At 65.4% G+C, this 15411-nt stretch carries 15 protein-coding genes; 11 read left to right on the top strand and 4 right to left on the bottom strand.

Translation table 11 applies throughout. From position 1 onward, the window contains the following. Window positions 1–196: 196 nt before the first annotated feature. Together BBTA_RS30250 and BBTA_RS30255 are read left to right on the top strand one after the other, a co-directional pair. A complete protein-coding gene (locus tag BBTA_RS30250) occupies window positions 197–970 on the top strand; it encodes an ABC transporter permease (protein WP_085972734.1) in 774 nt (257 codons plus the stop codon). Next, entirely contained in the window at window positions 967–1752 is a 786-nt protein-coding gene (locus BBTA_RS30255) for an ABC transporter ATP-binding protein (RefSeq protein WP_012046308.1), read from the top strand. Before BBTA_RS30250 ends, BBTA_RS30255 begins: the two co-directional genes overlap by 4 nt. Window positions 1753–1956: 204 nt before the next feature. Here BBTA_RS30255 and BBTA_RS30260 read toward each other — a convergent pair whose 3' ends face one another. After that, window positions 1957–2205: a hypothetical protein gene (locus BBTA_RS30260; protein WP_012046309.1), complete on the bottom strand. Its 249-nt coding sequence runs from the start codon at window positions 2203–2205 to the stop codon at window positions 1957–1959. Between the two features lie 17 nt (window positions 2206–2222). Beyond that, complete coding sequence (locus BBTA_RS30265; RefSeq protein ID WP_012046310.1) at window positions 2223–2984, bottom strand: DUF899 domain-containing protein; 762 nt, start codon at window positions 2982–2984, stop codon at window positions 2223–2225. An 85-nt stretch (window positions 2985–3069) separates the two neighbouring features. Here BBTA_RS30265 and BBTA_RS30270 point away from each other — a divergent pair, with 85 nt between their 5' ends. Both BBTA_RS30270 and BBTA_RS30275 read left to right on the top strand, forming a co-directional pair. Continuing rightward, window positions 3070–4290 (top strand): hypothetical protein, encoded by a 1221-nt coding sequence (locus BBTA_RS30270; RefSeq protein WP_012046311.1) that lies wholly within the window; start codon window positions 3070–3072, stop codon window positions 4288–4290. A 35-nt stretch (window positions 4291–4325) separates the two neighbouring features. Then, window positions 4326–4967 carry a PQQ-binding-like beta-propeller repeat protein gene (locus tag BBTA_RS30275; protein WP_012046312.1) on the top strand — a complete coding sequence of 214 codons (642 nt, stop codon included), beginning with the start codon at window positions 4326–4328 and terminating at the stop codon, window positions 4965–4967. A gap of 51 nt (window positions 4968–5018) precedes the next feature. Here BBTA_RS30275 and BBTA_RS30280 read toward each other — a convergent pair whose 3' ends face one another. Beyond that, entirely contained in the window at window positions 5019–6164 is a 1146-nt protein-coding gene (locus tag BBTA_RS30280) for a hypothetical protein (protein ID WP_012046313.1), read from the bottom strand. Window positions 6165–6465: 301 nt separating this feature from the next. On the opposite strand from BBTA_RS30280, the gene BBTA_RS30285 reads away from it, so the two are divergent. From BBTA_RS30285 to BBTA_RS30320, 7 genes are all read left to right on the top strand, one after another. After that, a complete protein-coding gene (locus BBTA_RS30285) occupies window positions 6466–7287 on the top strand; it encodes a sugar phosphate isomerase/epimerase (protein WP_012046314.1) in 822 nt (273 codons plus the stop codon). A 43-nt stretch (window positions 7288–7330) separates the two neighbouring features. Then, a complete protein-coding gene (locus BBTA_RS30290) occupies window positions 7331–8968 on the top strand; it encodes an ABC transporter substrate-binding protein (protein ID WP_012046315.1) in 1638 nt (545 codons plus the stop codon). 4 nt (window positions 8969–8972) lie between these two features. After that, window positions 8973–9947: an ABC transporter ATP-binding protein gene (locus BBTA_RS30295; protein WP_012046316.1), complete on the top strand. Its 975-nt coding sequence runs from the start codon at window positions 8973–8975 to the stop codon at window positions 9945–9947. After that, the gene (locus BBTA_RS30300; RefSeq protein ID WP_012046317.1) at window positions 9944–10936 is read left to right on the top strand and encodes an ABC transporter ATP-binding protein; all 993 of its coding nucleotides are present in this window, start codon (window positions 9944–9946) and stop codon (window positions 10934–10936) included. The genes BBTA_RS30295 and BBTA_RS30300 overlap by 4 nt, the downstream gene beginning before the upstream one ends. Then, window positions 10936–11865, top strand: coding sequence for an ABC transporter permease (locus tag BBTA_RS30305; RefSeq protein ID WP_012046318.1), 930 nt, complete (start codon window positions 10936–10938; stop codon window positions 11863–11865). The genes BBTA_RS30300 and BBTA_RS30305 overlap by 1 nt, the downstream gene beginning before the upstream one ends. An 11-nt stretch (window positions 11866–11876) precedes the next feature. Further along, the gene (locus BBTA_RS30310) at window positions 11877–12719 is read left to right on the top strand and encodes an ABC transporter permease (protein WP_371260215.1); all 843 of its coding nucleotides are present in this window, start codon (window positions 11877–11879) and stop codon (window positions 12717–12719) included. Window positions 12720–13331: 612 nt separating this feature from the next. After that, entirely contained in the window at window positions 13332–13526 is a 195-nt protein-coding gene (locus tag BBTA_RS30320; RefSeq protein WP_041750979.1) for a hypothetical protein, read from the top strand. Between the two features lie 363 nt (window positions 13527–13889). Here the strand turns inward: BBTA_RS30320 and BBTA_RS30325 are convergent, their stop codons facing one another. Beyond that, complete coding sequence (locus BBTA_RS30325) at window positions 13890–15377, bottom strand: ABC transporter substrate-binding protein (RefSeq protein WP_012046322.1); 1488 nt, start codon at window positions 15375–15377, stop codon at window positions 13890–13892. Window positions 15378–15411 lie beyond the last annotated feature (34 nt).

Here is a 15411-nt window from a genome sequence, read left to right on the forward strand (position 1 = left end):
AAAGTTTGCTCTTTGTAGAGTCGTCATTGCGAGCGAAGCGAAGCAATCCAGGGCTCGGGATGCGGCTCTGGATTGCTTCGTCGCTTCGCTCCTCGCAATGACGGTGTTGATGCGTTCTGCGCAAAACTGCGTCCGCCTGCTCTGAAGCACGTCTGTTCGAACGACCTGCACTAGCCCACGAAAGCTCTTCTCCGTGATCCGACCTCTCGATCCCGTCAGCGCCAGATCAAGAACGGCGCTCGGCCTTGCCTTCTTCGTCGTGTTCGTCGCGGCATGGTCGCTGGCGACGTTCGGCGGCTACGTGCCGAAAACATTCCTGGCTGATCCCGTGACGATGCTGCGCGAAGGCTGGGACCTGCTCGTCAAGTTCGGCTTCCTCTATGATATCGGCATGACCGTGTGGCGCGTCGTCGGCGGCTTCGTGCTCGCTTCCGTGATCGCCGTCCCGCTCGGGCTCTTGATGGGAGCCTACAAGCCGATCGAGGCGTTTCTCGAACCGTTCGTCTCCTTCGCGCGCTATCTGCCCGCCTCCGCCTTCATTCCCCTGCTGATTCTCTGGGCCGGGATCGGCGAGTTGCAGAAGCTGTTGATCATCTTCATCGGATCGGTGTTCCAGATCATCCTGATGATCACCGTCACGGTCGGCAATACGCGGCGCGATCTGGTCGAGGCCGCCTACACGCTCGGCGCCAGCGACCGCGGCATCATCGGCCGCGTGCTGCTGCCTTCCGCGGCGCCCGACATCGCCGAGATCCTGCGGCTGGTGCTCGGCTGGGCCTGGACCTATGTCATCGTCGCCGAGCTGATCGGCTCGTCCTCGGGCATCGGCCACATGATCACCGACAGCCAGGCGCTGCTTAACACCGGACAGATCATCTTCGGCATCATCGTGATCGGCTTGATCGGGCTGATCTCGGATTTCCTGTTCAAGGCGTTCAACGCCTGGCTGTTCCCCTGGAAGCTCGCATGACCACGCTCGTCATTGATCAGGTCACCCGCATTTTCCCGGCCCGCCAGGGCCACGCGCCGACGCGCGCGCTGGAGCCGGTCGCGCTCACCATCGGCAACAATGATTTCGTCACCATCCTCGGTCCCTCCGGCTGCGGCAAGTCGACATTGCTGCGCATCGTCGCCGGCCTCGATCATCCGACCAGCGGCAAGGTGCGGCTCGACGGTCGCGAGGTCACCGGTCCCGGCGCCGATCGCGGCATGGTGTTCCAGTCCTACACGCTGTTTCCCTGGCTCACCGTGCGCGAGAACATCGCCTTCGGCCTGCGCGAACGCGGCATGCCGGAAGACAAGCGCAACGCGGTCGCCGACCGTTTCATCCAGCAGATTGGGCTGAACGGCTTCGAGAACCACTGGCCGAAGCAGTTGTCCGGCGGCATGCAGCAGCGCTGCGCCATTGCGCGCGCGCTCGCCAATGATCCCAAGATCCTGCTGCTCGACGAGCCGTTCGGCGCGCTCGACAACCAGACCCGTGTGCTGATGCAGGAGATGCTGCTCGGAATCTGGGAGCGCGACCAGAAGACGGTGCTGTTCGTCACCCACGACATCGAGGAGGCGATCTTCCTCGGCAGCCGCGTGCTGGTGATGAGCGCGCGGCCCGGCCGTATCAAGGCCGATATCAAGATCGCGCTGCCGCATCCGCGCTCCTACAAGATCAAGACCTCGCCGGAGTTCGTCGCGCTCAAGGAGCGCCTGGTCGAGGAGATCCGCGCCGAGGCATTGAAGGTCGCGTCGGAAGCGTGAGGGAGGGTGTCGAACAGGCGGAGCTTGCGGAGAGACACCCCTCACCCGAGCCAATACGCCGTTCTGTCCTGCATGCCCTCTCCCCTTGCGGGAGAGGGCATTGCCGGCCCATCCGCGAACTCGCTTGAGTGAGGGGGTCTCTCTCCGCGGACAAGGCTCGTAGACACGTAGCCGCCCTCCAAACTGGTTGCATCCGTCGGAGCGCTATCTCCCGACGCCACCGCTGATCCGCTTCAGCCATGGCACCAGGTGAAACGCGCTCATCAGCAGATACATCACCGTCATGCTGCTAAGCGGCGCGCCGGCCGGCATCGCGGAGCAGATGGCATCGCTCCGCCCGTCGCGGGCCATGGCATTCAGCACCGCCATCAACGCGAAGGTCGGCGCCGCGGCAAAGCGCAGACCCGTAGCGATGTCGGGCATCACGCGTTTGGTGGAAGCGAGGAACGCCATGGCTTGGCTCCGTGATGTCAGCGTGCGTCGTATTCGTCGCGGCGGCGCCACCACACGCCCTGCTCGTTGCGGCCTTTCGGCGCACGGTCGAGCCACTGATAGGCACCCCACAGACCATCGAGACCGCGGGCATAGGCCGAATAGGTGTGATAGACGACGCCGTCGTCGAGAATGAATGCGCTCATGCCCGGCCGGTCGCGCATGAAGGTGGCGCCGTCGGTGCCCGCCGTGGCGGCGATCTCGGCCACCATCGGCGGAACGTCGCCGGCCCCGAGCGGCGGGCTGGTGCGATAATTGTATTCGGTCCCGCCCTGGCGCTGCTGCTCCTCGGTCACGGCGACGTTGAAGTCGAAGTTGAAATCACTGCTCGCCGACGACGCCCAGGGAAAGCTCCAGCCCATCCGGGTCTGATAGGCCTTCAGCTTGGCCAGAGGCGCGCGCGAGACCGCCCACAGCATCACGTCGTGATGAGCGAGGTGGACCTGAAAGCCGTTGAACCCATCGGCGATCATCGAGCAGGACGGACAACCGGCCTGGAAGTCTGGCCCGAACATGAAGTGATAGACGAGCAGCTGCGAGCGTCCCTTGAACAGGTCGGGGAGCGACGCTGGGCCATCCTCGGTGTCGAAGCGATAGCTCTTGTCGACGCGCACCCAGGGCAGAGCCTGACGGCGCTGCGCCAGCTCATCGCCGCGGCGCGTGAATTCCTTTTCTGCTGCGAGCAGGTCGAGGCGGGCCTTCAGCCAGTCTTCGCGAGTTCCTGTGAGATGCATGGTCATGTCTGTGTTCCTTTGCGTGTTGACCGCGACTGAGACTAGGATCGGCGCGGGAGAACCAGGGAGTGACAAGTTTGGCGGGATTTGCATGGACTCGCTGATCTCGGCGGCAGCGCAGGCGCTCGCCGCCGGCGATCCGCTCGGTGCGCTGAACCGCGTCGCATTGCGCGATGATCCGCCGGCGCTGGCGCTGCGCGGCATCGCGATGGCCCGGCTCGGCGATGTCGTGCGGGCGAAGGCGCTGCTGCGGCAAGCGGCGCGAAGCTTCGGCGCCAAGGCGGCCGTGGCGCGCGCCCGCTGTGCCCTCGCCGAAGCGGAGATCGCGCTCGCGGCGCGGGATCTGTCATGGCCGACCAAGGCGCTCGCGGAGGCGCGCGACACCTTGGCGCAGCACGGCGACCGCATCAATGCCGCCTATGCGCGCAGCCTCGAAATCCGCCGCATGGTGCTCATCGGTCAGCTCGACGAGGCCGAGCGCGGACTGGCCGATCTCGATCCCTCGCCCCTGCTGCCGGCGGCCCGCACGATCTACGAGCTGATCGTCGCCGGATTGGCACTGCGCCGTCTGCAGACCAAGGCCGCGCAAGCGGCGCTGGAGCGCGCCGCCCGCATGGCGCGGCAGGCTCATAGTCCGGAGCTGCTGGTGGAGGTCGAACGGCTGGCGACCACCCTCTCCGCACCGGCGGCACGCCTGATCCAACCAGGCCGGGACAGACGGCTGCTGCTCGACGAGGTCGAGGCGCTGTTCCGGTCAGACGCGCTGATTGTCGATGCCTGCCGGCTGGCCGTACGCAAAGGCAACCATGTCGTGCCGCTGACGCGGCGTCCGGTGTTGTTTGTCCTCGCCCGCCAACTGGCGGAACGAGCGCCCGATGATGTGCCGCGGTCGGTGCTGATCTCCGCCGCTTTCCGCGGCAAGCAGGCGGACGAGTCGCACCGCGCGCGGCTGCGCGTCGAGATCGGGCGCCTGCGTCACCTGCTCAAGGGCATGGCCGAGATCAAGGCCACCCGCGACGGCTTCGCCTTGGCGTCCTGCGATGGCCGCGACGTCGTGGTGCTTGCGCAGCCGATCGAAGACGAGAATGCCGCCGTGCTGGCCTGCCTCGCCGACGGCGAGGCGTGGTCAAGCTCGGGCCTGGCGCTCGCGCTCGGTGCCAGTCAGCGCACAGTGCAGCGCGCGCTCGACGCCCTCGCCGTGTCGGGCAAGGTGCAATCCTTCGGCCGCGGCCGCGCGCAACGCTGGACATGCCCGGTGGTCCCGGAATTCGCGACCAGCTTGTTACTCCCCGCCTGGTCCTCGCTGGATTAGCGTCACGCTGTCACAACAAGGGATGCACCACCGCCATGAGACGAGCCCCCGCCGAGATCCTCCGCGAATACGGCCCCTTCGAGGGCGACCAAGTCGCCGGCGTCACCCATGACGGACGGCAGGTATGGATTGCGACCGGCGCCAGCATCAAGGCGTTCGACCCTGCCGATGGCGAGGTGAAGCGGTCGTTCGACATCGCCGCTCATGCAGGGACCGCCTTTGACGGCAAGCATCTGTATCAGATCGCGGAAGCGCATATTCAGAAGGTCGATCCAGACAGCGGCGAGGTGATCTCGACCATTCCGGCGCCGGCAGCAGGCGGAGATTCCGGCCTCGCCTGGGCGGAGGGCTCGCTCTGGGTCGGCGCCTATCGCGATCGCAAGATCCATCAGATCGATCCGGCGACGGGGCGGATCCTGCGCAGCATCCCCTGTACGCGCTTTGTCACCGGCGTCACCTGGGTCGATGGCGAGCTCTGGCATGGCACCTGGGAGGATGATGTCAGCGACATCAGACGGATCGATCCGGCGAGCGGCGAGGTGCTCGAGCAGCTGGACATGCCCGCGGGCACCGGCGTCTCGGGGATGGAGGCCGATGGCGGCGAGACGCTGTATTGCGGCGGCGGTCGCAGCGGCAAGGTGCGCGCGATCAGACGTCCGAAGCGGCCCGCCGGCTGAGCACGAGCGCGCCTTGGATCACCTTGCGAGGACAAGCCAAATCGCGGGCTGCTATTTCGCGAGCGACGTGTAGGCCGCCTTGCGGAAATTGGCATTAGCTTCTTCGCGCGTCTGCAGCTGCTGACCGCCACCACCGCCAACCGGCTTGGTCGGCGTGATCACCGAGAACAGGACGAAGCCGCCGGCCTTGCGCGGAAAGATGAAATATTCGGAGATATCGGACTTCTCGGTGTCCTCGCAGGAGGACATGCCGCGGAACACCACCGCGCTGTCGACCAGCTCACTGTTGCGCGCGGAAATGAACTTGCCCTTGCAATCGCGCGCATCGTTGCCGACGATCGTGGCGGCCACCTCCAGCCCGTCGAGATTGGGCTCCGGCGGTACGATCTTCACAAATCCGGTCGCATTATCGGCCTTCCACGCCACGCCGCCGGATGTCAGCCAGACCGGCCTTTCGCCGCCGCCGAGGATGGCCGGATGCGATAGGGCCGCCTTCAGAATGAAGTTGGAGGCGATCTGCATCGCTTCCAACTGCAGCTCGGGAGAGTCGCCCCGCGGCCGCGACGGCTGGACGGCCGCCGGCGCGCTTGGCACCGCCGCCTGCTGTATCGCCGGGCGCTGCGCCAATGGCGCACTGGGTTGAATGTTGAAGTTGGTCGCGGCGGCCAGCCCCCCGGCATTGATGATGCGCACACAATTGGCAAGCGAGGGCAGCAGCACAGCGGTGCCGTTCAGATTGAATTGGAACAGATTGCCTTGGGCGAACGCCGACATCGTCCGCGCGGCGCGGAACGCTTTGATCAGGCTGGAATCGTTGGGCATCGGCACGACGACCATGGTGGTCGACCACACCGCGCCTTCAACATTATACGACGTCCGGCCATCGAAGCTCAACACGATCGGAAACTTCTGCCCCTGCGACAGGGACCAGCTCGGATGGATGAAGGCGAGCGCCCAATTGAAATTTGGCAGAGCGAGAACACCGAAGTTGATGCCGCTCTTGTAGCTGGCCGATGCGACGCAGCTGGTGAACTGCCCGGTGTTGTCGTCCGTGAAGGCCCCGCCCGACCATCCGGCGACGGAGATCGAGCCGTAGGGTCCTTTGGCATTTACCGGCGCGCTGAGCAAAGGCAGGCTGAGCAGAGCCGCGATGACTAGAGCCGCAACGAGTAAAGCCCGGACGAGTAAAGGCCGCATGAGTAGACGCCTGATGAGCAGGGGCATGCCGAACGCAAGCGCGTGAAGCGCGAAAACCGAACGCAATCTCGCAACGATTGCACACTGTGTCGTCATTTCACGCCCCCTTTTCCGCCGCATTGTTCCAGTTTCCGCGACTACGTCAAGTAGTGCGTGAAATTGATTATCACCTCAACGAGACAGATCTGGCGTCGATCGGGCCGGATCAACACAACATGTCGCATGTGATCATCCACAGCCCTTCATGGGAGCGTCATCGAACTTCGTTAGCGCTCACGGGGTCTCGAAGAAGGATCATGCCATGTCCGCCACGCTGCCCGTTCTCGGCGCCGCCCTCTCCGTCAAATCCATTCCGGCCCACACCGACTGGCTGATCGAGCGGCAGCGTGATCTCGAGATCCAGGATTTCTTCCGCGCCGACCTGCTCGACAGCGACTGGCGCAGCACCGCCAAGGAGATCAAGTCGATGCTGTCAGGCCATACCGGCCGGCTCGGCATCCACGGTCCGTTCTGGGGCTTCAAGATCGACAGCCACGATCCGATGATCCGCCGCGCCGTCACCAAGCGGCTGCTGCAGGGGCTGGAAGTCGCCGAGTTCCTGGGCGCCACGCAGATGGTGATCCACTCGCCCTACACGACCTGGGACTACAACAATATCGACATGCTGCCGGACAATCGCGAGGGTCTGATCGAGCGTGTCAGGGCGACGCTCTCGGACGTCATCGCCTCGGCCGAGCAGGCGAATTGCGAGATCGTGATCGAGAACATCGAGGACAAGGATCCCTCCGATCGTGTCGCGCTCGCGACGGCGCTGGGCAGCAGCAAGGTACGGGTGTCGCTCGATACCGGTCACGCCAACTACGCGCATCATTCCACCGGCGCGCCGCCGGTCGACTATTATGTCGACGCTGCCGGCGACATGCTGACCCACGTCCATCTGCAGGACACCGACGGTTATGCCGACCGCCATTGGGCACCGGGCGAAGGCAATATCCGCTGGATCGCCGTATTCCGCGCGCTGGCGAAGCTCTCCTCCAATCCGCGCCTGATCCTCGAACTGCGCAACCACGATCACGTCAAGGCCGGCGCCGCCTATCTCGCCTCGCTCGGTGTCGCGCAATAAGTCCGCCTGTTTCGCAAAGTCGACAACCTCAAGAGAGATTGCCATGACCAAGCTCACCCGCCGTGGCCTGCTCGGCGCCGGCGCCGCGATCGGCGGCAGCTTCATCCTGCCGCGCGTGTCGATCGCACAAGCCGACAATCGCCCCTCGGTCACCATCGCCGTGCAGAAGGTGACGAACTCCAACGTGCTCGACGTGCTGCGCGAGCAGTCCAATGTCGGCGAGCGGGTGTTCTACTCGTCGCTGTGGGAGAGCCTGATCTCGAAGAACTTCCGCGGCAATCTCGAAGCCGTCCCCGGCCTTGCCACCGAGTGGAAGCGCATCGACGACCAGACCGTCGAGCTGAAGCTGCGCCAGGGCGTCAAGTTCCACAACGGCGACGAGATGACGTCCGAGGACGTCGTATTCTCGTTCAGCCGCGAGCGCATGTTCGGCGACAGCGAGGCCAAGAGCCGCACCACCATCAAGGCGTTCGAGAAGATCCCGACGCCACGCCCCGGCAAGGAGCTGCCGCCGGACGTGATCGGCGTCGCCCGCCGGATGTGGCCGGATCTCGTTCGCGTCGACGCGGTGGACAAATATACCGTCCGCTTCGTCAACGCGACGCCGGACGTGACCATCGAAGGCCGCCTGATGCGCTACGGCTCCGACATCATGAGCCGGCGCGGCTGGGAGGAAGCGGCGAGCTATCTCGATTGGGCGCGCAAGCCGATCACGACAGGCCCCTACAAGATCGTCGAATTCAAGCCGGACGTGTCGCTGACGCTGGAAGCTCATGACGAATATTGGGGCGGTCGCCCGCCGCTGAAGCGCATCCGCTTCGTCGAGGTGCCGGAGGTCGCAAGCCGCATCAACGGGCTGCTGTCGGGCGAATATCAGTTCGCCTGCGATATCCCGCCGGACCAGATCGCCGGCATCGAGAAGAACGCGGCGTTCGAGGTGCAGGGCGGCACCATCCTCAATCACCGCCTGACCGTGTTCGACAAGAACCATCCGCAGCTCGCCAATCCGCTGGTGCGCCGCGCCTTCACCCATGCGATCGACCGCCAGGCGATCGTCGACAGCCTGTGGGCCGGCCGCACCCGCGTGCCGAAGGGCCTGCAATGGGAGTTCTACGGCGACATGTTCATCGCCGATTGGAGCGTGCCGGCGTTTGATCCGAAGCTGGCGCAGGACCTGCTCAAGCAGGCCGGCTACAAGGGCGATCCGATCCCCTACCGCCTGCTCAACAACTACTACACCAACCAGGTCGCGACCGCGCAGGTGCTGGTCGAGATGTGGCAGGCGGTCGGCTTGAACGTGCAGATCGAGACCAAGGAGAACTGGTCGCAGATCCTCGAGCGCGCCCCCACCCGCGCGGTGCGCGACTGGTCGAATTCGGCGGCGTTCAACGATCCAGTCTCCTCGCTCGTGGCCCAGCACGGTCCGAACGGCCAGCAGCAGCAGGTCGGCGAGTGGAGCAATGCGGAGCTGAACAAGCTGTCGGAGTTCCTGGAGACCTCGACCGACCGCGAGGCGCGCAAGAAGGCGTTCCGCCGCATGCTGGAGATCGCCGAGCGCGAGGACCCAGCCTACACGGTGCTGCACCAGAACGCGACCTTCACCGCCAAGCCGAAGTCGATCAAGTGGAAGGCCTCGCCGGCCTTCGCGATGGACTTCCGCACCGGCAACTACGGAGTCTGATGCCGTGGCGCCGCTGGTCCGCATCTCCGGCCTGAAAGTCGCCTTCGACGGCACGCCTGTGCTGCATGGCATCGATCTCGACATCGGCAAGGGCGAGGCGGTCGGCCTCGTCGGCGAGTCCGGATCCGGCAAGTCGGTGACCTGGCTCGCGGCGCTCGGCCTGCTGCCGGCGAAGGCGAAGGTGGCGGGCTCGGTGCAGCTCGACGGCCGCGAGCTGCTCGGCGCGCCCGGCGCGGTGCTCGACCAGGTGCGTGGCCGGCGCATCGCGATGATCTTCCAGGATCCCGCCAGCGCGCTCAATCCGGTGCTCACCATCCGCCGTCAATTGTGTGAGAGCCTCGCTTTGCATCGCGCCCTCCACGGCGAAGCCGCGCGCATTGAGGCGCTGCGGCTGCTCGATCTCGTCGGCATTCCCGACGCGGCGCGGCGGCTATCGGCCTATCCGCACGAATTCTCCGGCGGCCAGGTGCAGCGGATCATGATCGCGATGGCGCTGGCCGGTCAGCCGGACCTCTTGATCGCCGACGAGCCGACCACCGCGCTCGACGCCACCATCCAGGCGCAGATCCTGGATCTGCTGTCCGCCGTGCGCCGCGAGTTCAACATGGCGATGGTGCTGATCAGTCATGACCTCGGCGTTGTCGCCGAGAATTGCGACCGGGTCTGCGTGATGTATGCCGGCCGCATCGTCGAGCGCGCACCCGCCACGCGGCTGTTCGACGATCCCTGGCACCCTTACGCGCAAGGCCTGATCGGCGCGCTGCCGCCGCTGGATGGCGCGCGGCGACGGCTGCAGGCGATTCCCGGCACCGTGCCCGATCCGCGCACGCTGCCGAGCGGCTGCGCCTTCGCGCCGCGCTGCCATCATGCCGGCGATGACTGCCACGCCGGCGTGCCGCCGCTGGCGCCCTCCGAGCAGGAGCGCGCGGTGGCCTGCCTGCGGCCGCAACGGCTGCCGGTGGAGCTCGCCGCCGAATGACAACGCCGCAGGTCGAGGTCCAGGCGATCTCGCGCACCTATCGGATGCGGTCCGGCCTGTTCGGGCGGCCCATCTCCGTCCGTGCCGTCGACAATTTGAGCTTCTCGATTCAAAAAGGCGAGACGCTCGGCATCGTCGGCGAATCCGGCTCCGGCAAATCCACCACCGGACGCATGGTGCTCGGACTCGAGCCACCTGACCAAGGCAGCGTGCACTTCGATGGTGCGCCGATCGCTGCACCGGGCACAGCCGCCTGGTGCGCGCAACGCGCGCGCATGCAGATGATCTTCCAGGACCCGCTCGGCGCGCTCGATCGAAGGCTTGCCGTCGCCGCGCAGATCCGCGAGCCGCTCGACATCCACAACATCGGCACCAAGGCCGAGCGCGACGCGCGCGTGCACGAGCTGTTGCGATCCGTCGATCTCAACGACAGCCATGGCGCGCGCTATCCCGGCGCCCTCTCCGGCGGCCAGCGCCAGCGCATCGTGCTGGCGCGCGCGCTGGCGACGAAACCCGACTTCCTCGTCTGCGACGAGCCGGTGAGCGCGCTCGACGTCTCGATCCAGGCGCAGGTGGTCAACCTGCTGATCGATCTGCAGGCGCGGCTCGGACTGACCATGTTGTTCATCAGCCATGACCTGCGCGTCATCCGGCAGATCAGCAGCAAGGTCGCCGTGATGTATCTCGGCCGCATCGTCGAGTTCGGCGATGCCGATGATCTGTTCGCGCGGCCGCAGCATCCTTATACGCAGGCGCTGGTGTCAGCCTCGCCGGCGCCCGGCCGGCGCAGCTCGAACCGCATCGTGCTGACGGGCGATCCGCCCAATCCGGCCGCGCGGCCGTCCGGCTGCGCCTTCCATCCGCGCTGCCGCCACGCGACGGCGCGTTGCGCCGTCGAGGTGCCGCAGCTCACCGCGCCGGATCCGCAGCGACAGGTGGCGTGCCATCTCGTGGCGGGTGCGTCGTCGCAAGCCCAGGACGCCGCGTGATGCTCCGCTTCTTCGCGATCCGCTTTGCGCGCGCGCTGCTGACGATCGCGCTGGTCGTCACCTTCGCCTTCATCGTGCTCAGGCTCTCCGGCGATCCCGCGCTGATGATCATGGGACCTGAAGCGCCGCCCGAGGTGATCGAGGCGTTCCGCAAGGCCTGGGGCCTCGATCATCCGATCTGGGTGCAGTATCTCGACTACTTCAAGGCGATCGGCCAGGGTGAGCTCGGGCGCTCGATGCGCGACGGCCGACCGGCGATCCAATTGGTCATCGAGCGCATTCCTGCGACGCTCGCGCTGACCATTCCGGCCTTCCTGGTGAAGGTGCTGCTCGGCATTCCCGCGGGAATCTATGCCGCGCTGCATCGGGGATCTGCCATCGACCGCGCGGTGATGATCACGGCCGTGGCCGGCTTCACGGTGCCGAGCTTTGTGCTGGCGCTGCTGCTGGTCTTGATCTTCGCCGTGCAACTCGGCTGGCTGCCGTCGGGCGGACAGGACTCGTGGCGTCACGCCATCCTGCCGATCGCCACACTCGGCTTCGGCGGCGCCGCCGTGCTGGCGCGGTTCACGCGCAGCGCCATGCTGGAGATCCTCGGCCAGCCCTATATTCGCACGGCATCGGCCAAGGGCGTGCCCTGGCGGCGCGTGATCACGGACCATGCGCTGCCGAATGCCGCGATTCCCACCGTGACCATTCTCGGCTTCATGGTCGGCAGCCTGATCGCCGGTGCCGTCGTGGTCGAAAGCGTGTTCTCGTGGCCCGGCGTGGGCCGGCTGTTGGTCGTCGCGGTCGCCAATCGCGACCTCGCGGTCGTGCAATGCATCCTGCTGCTGGTGGCGATGACGATGGTCACCTCGAACCTGATCGTCGATTTCCTGTACGGCCTGCTCGATCCACGGCTGCGCAGCAAGGGAGCTGCGGCATGACCGATGTTGCGATGAAGGCCCCCACCGCAAGGCGGCTGCGCTGGCCCAATATTCCCGTCTCGGTCATCATGGCCATCGGCTGGATCGCAGCGATGCTCATCGTGGCCATCTTCGCCGATCAGATCGCGCCCTATGGCTTCACCAAGTTCGATCTGCGCAACCGTCTTGCTTTGCCGGGCAACCCGGCGCATTGGCTCGGCACCGACGAGCTCGGCCGCGACGTGCTGTCGCGCCTGATCGTCTCGATCCGGATCTCATTGCTGATCGCGTTCGGCGCGACCGCGATCTCGGCCATCGTCGGCACCACGCTCGGCTTCCTGGCCGCGCATTTCCGCGGCCTGGTCGAGCAATTCGTGCTGATGCTCGCCGACTTCCAGGCCAGCATGCCGTTCCTGATCCTGGCGCTCGCGGTGCTCGCCTTCTTCGGCAATTCGCTGCCGCTGTTGATCGGGCTGATGGGCCTGTTCGGCTGGGAGCGTTACGCGCGCATCGCGCGCGGGCTGGCGATCTCAGCCAATGCGCAGGGCTACGCCGCCGCCGTGCGTCAGCTCGGCGCGACGCCGCAGCGCGTCTATCTCAGGCACATCCTGCCGAACATCGCCTCGACACTGATCGTCTCGATGACCTTGGTGTTCCCGGAGGTCATCCTGCTGGAATCCGGCCTGTCCTTCCTTGGCCTCGGCGTGCAGCCGCCGATGACCAGCCTCGGCAACATGGTCGGCTATGGCCGCGAATACCTTACGCGCGCGCCATGGGTCATGCTGGCCCCGGCAGTCACGATCGTCATCACCACGCTCGCGGTCTCGATGATCGGCGACTGGCTGCGCGACCGGCTCGACCCGACCTTGCAATGATCCGGGCTCAGCGACGGACGTCCTGAGCTGCGGAGGCCACGGGCTCGCAAACGATCAGAGCGTGCCCCGCCTGCTCGCCGGCCAGCGCCGTCCATTTGGACGCCTGCAGCAACCAGAGATCACGACGTGCCGGATCGCGCTCCGCTTCCTCGCGACAGCTCATGGCCGCGGCCAGACATGCAGATTTCCTGTCCATGCTCGACCGTCCGACACGTCAACGCAGATGGCACCACCATAGGCTAACGCGCCCATAGGTTGCAATCACGTTCGCACGACGTGCTCAGCCAGTCGGGTCCGCATGGCACATCGGCATGAGTGATGCGCGTGGCATGCAGCAATGGCAGCATGGCCGAATGCCACCGTGGTCTGCTGCAGATCCGCACGATGACCAGAATGCCCGCCCCCATGCCCCGACCTCGCCTTCGCTGAAGGCTTAAGCGGGCCGGTGACGAAAGGCTCTTGCGGCGCGAGGGCGACCACAGCGCCGATACGGCGCTTTGGAACGGGAGAACGGAACTTTTTGTCGCGTCGGAACTTTAACCCATGTCGCTGCCAGGGCTGGCAACACATGCACACTGGCCGCGAGGGGGATTGTTGCAAGGGCGTTTAGCGATGCGATTTGTGAATTCAACGGACGAAAGCTTGTTGGCCTATTACGAGAGTGTCCGGAAGCAGGTAGCCGCCGATAGCCGGATCGGGGGCCCCTATCGCCTGATCGGGGACAGGGCCAAGCAATATGCCCAGGAGCTGCAGGCCGAGATGCGGCGGCGGGAGCTGCGCTTCACGCCGATCGAGTGGCCGCACTGACCTGATGATTTCAGGGACGGCATGCATCACGCCGATGCATATGCCAGACGGCAGTTCTTGATGTGCCGGTGCTCGTTGCTGTGGCTCTCCCCTTGTGAGCAGGGCTATCGCATTTGAGATCGAAATGTTGCGCTGGTCTGTCCCCACGTCGTCATGGCCGGGCTTGTCCCGGCCATCCACGTCGTCCGGCATGCTGAGGACGACGTGGATGCCCGGGACAGAGCCCGGGCATGACGATGTGGAAATGGCTTCGCGAAAAACTCAGATTGGCCATATGCAATTGCCTTCCCCTTGTGAGTCCACACGGGGAAAAGCACTGTCTTGGGCAGCGCGGCTGCGGCGCCAATTGACTGTGAGGCCCGATCACTCCCAGGACCAGCTCGAGAAATCATTCTCGAACTGCGGCACGTCCTTCCAGACGCCCTTCAGCTTCTTGTTGATGATCGTGATCCATTGCGGCTGGAACAGGAAACCGGCGGCAGCGTCGGTCGCCAGCATGCGCTGGGCGTCGCCGAGCAGCTTGGCGCGCTCCGTCTCGTTCGGCGTATCGACGATCTGCTGATACAGCCTGTCGAACGCCTCGGACTGATAGCCGAAATAGTAGTTCTTCTCGGTGAACTTCACGAGATCGAACGGCTCGACATGCGAGACGATCGTCAGGTCGAAATCGTGCGGGCCGTTGAAGACCTGAGACAGCCACGCCGCCCATTCGAGATTCTCGATCTTGGCGATGATGCCGACCTTGGCCAATTGCGCCGCGAGCACCTCGCCGCCCTGCCGCGCATAGGCCGGCGGCGGCAGCCGTAGAGAGAGCTGCAGCGGCGTAGTTACGCCGGCCTCGGCAAGCAGCTTCTTGGCCTTCTCCGGATCGTAGGGATTGATGTCGGTGGTATCGACATAGCCGAGCGAGCCCGGCACGTAGAAGCTGCCGATCGGCGTGCCCAGCCCATCGACGGCGCCCTCGATCATCGCCTTGCGGTCGATCGCGGCCAGGATGGCGCGGCGGACGCGAACGTCGTCGAGCGGCTTCTTCTTGTTGTTGATGGTGACGATGGTCTTCGCCTTGGAGCCACCGATCAGCACCGTAAAGCGCGGGTCGGATTTGAACTGCGGCAAGGTGCGCGCCGAGGTGCCGCGCGGGAAGGCGTCGACATCGCCCGACAGCAGCGCCGCGACCTGCGCCGCCGGGTCGGAGATGAAGCGGATCGTCACCTTGGACAGCTTGACCGCGGCCGCGTTGCGATAATCGGGCCATTTGTTCAAGGTCAGCGACGAGCCCTTGGCCCAGGCGCCGAGCGTATACGGCCCGGTGCCAACCGGCTGCGTCGCATTGGTCGGCGCGCTCTTCGGCTCGACGATTGATGCGGTCGCCTGTCCGAGCAGGAACGGCAGGTTCGGCTCGGAATATTTCAGCTTGATCTCGATCGTCTCGGCATCGGGAGCTGTCACCTGTTCCATCGCTTGGAACAGCGCCTTGTCTTTGTTGGTGCTGTTGGCGGCGCCAGCGCGCTCGAACGCGAACTTCACCGTCGAGGAATCGAACGCCTCGCCGTTCTGGAATTTAACGCCCTTGGCCAGCTTGAAGGTGTAGCTCTTCAGATCGGACGAGGCCTGCCAGCTCTGCGCCAGCAGCGGCGACACCGAGCCGTCCTCGTTGATCTTGGTCAGCGTCTCATAGACATTGTAGAGCGTGACCTCGGCGATGGCCGCGGCGGCCGCGCTGGTCGGGTCGAGGCCCGGCGGCTCCAAGGTCATGCCGACGACGACGCTGTCTTTTTTGCTCTGCGCCGAGGCCGGCCCGATGGCCGCGACGAGCGCGGCCAGTGCGACGATCGATAATCTCTTGAACATTGTGTGTTTCTCCCGGACGGAACCAAATTACGCG

The organism is Bradyrhizobium sp. BTAi1, from assembly GCF_000015165.1.
Classification (GTDB): Bacteria; Pseudomonadota; Alphaproteobacteria; order Rhizobiales; family Xanthobacteraceae; genus Bradyrhizobium; species Bradyrhizobium denitrificans.

What these genes read in the sequence shown, in the direction of transcription:
- BBTA_RS30255 (WP_012046308.1), top strand. Translation starts at nt 967, where the DNA reads ATGACCACGCTCGTCATTGATCAGGTCACCCGCATTTTCCCGGCCCGC.
- BBTA_RS30260 (WP_012046309.1), bottom strand. Translation starts at nt 2,205, where the DNA reads ATGGCGTTCCTCGCTTCCACCAAACGCGTGATGCCCGACATCGCTACG.
- BBTA_RS30265 (WP_012046310.1), bottom strand. Translation starts at nt 2,984, where the DNA reads ATGACCATGCATCTCACAGGAACTCGCGAAGACTGGCTGAAGGCCCGC.
- BBTA_RS30270 (WP_012046311.1), top strand. Translation starts at nt 3,070, where the DNA reads ATGGACTCGCTGATCTCGGCGGCAGCGCAGGCGCTCGCCGCCGGCGAT.
- BBTA_RS30275 (WP_012046312.1), top strand. Translation starts at nt 4,326, where the DNA reads ATGAGACGAGCCCCCGCCGAGATCCTCCGCGAATACGGCCCCTTCGAG.
- BBTA_RS30280 (WP_012046313.1), bottom strand. Translation starts at nt 6,164, where the DNA reads ATGCGGCCTTTACTCGTCCGGGCTTTACTCGTTGCGGCTCTAGTCATC.
- BBTA_RS30285 (WP_012046314.1), top strand. Translation starts at nt 6,466, where the DNA reads ATGTCCGCCACGCTGCCCGTTCTCGGCGCCGCCCTCTCCGTCAAATCC.
- BBTA_RS30290 (WP_012046315.1), top strand. Translation starts at nt 7,331, where the DNA reads ATGACCAAGCTCACCCGCCGTGGCCTGCTCGGCGCCGGCGCCGCGATC.
- BBTA_RS30300 (WP_012046317.1), top strand. Translation starts at nt 9,944, where the DNA reads ATGACAACGCCGCAGGTCGAGGTCCAGGCGATCTCGCGCACCTATCGG.
- BBTA_RS30305 (WP_012046318.1), top strand. Translation starts at nt 10,936, where the DNA reads ATGCTCCGCTTCTTCGCGATCCGCTTTGCGCGCGCGCTGCTGACGATC.
- BBTA_RS30310 (WP_371260215.1), top strand. Translation starts at nt 11,877, where the DNA reads ATGAAGGCCCCCACCGCAAGGCGGCTGCGCTGGCCCAATATTCCCGTC.
- BBTA_RS30320 (WP_041750979.1), top strand. Translation starts at nt 13,332, where the DNA reads ATGCGATTTGTGAATTCAACGGACGAAAGCTTGTTGGCCTATTACGAG.
- BBTA_RS30325 (WP_012046322.1), bottom strand. Translation starts at nt 15,377, where the DNA reads ATGTTCAAGAGATTATCGATCGTCGCACTGGCCGCGCTCGTCGCGGCC.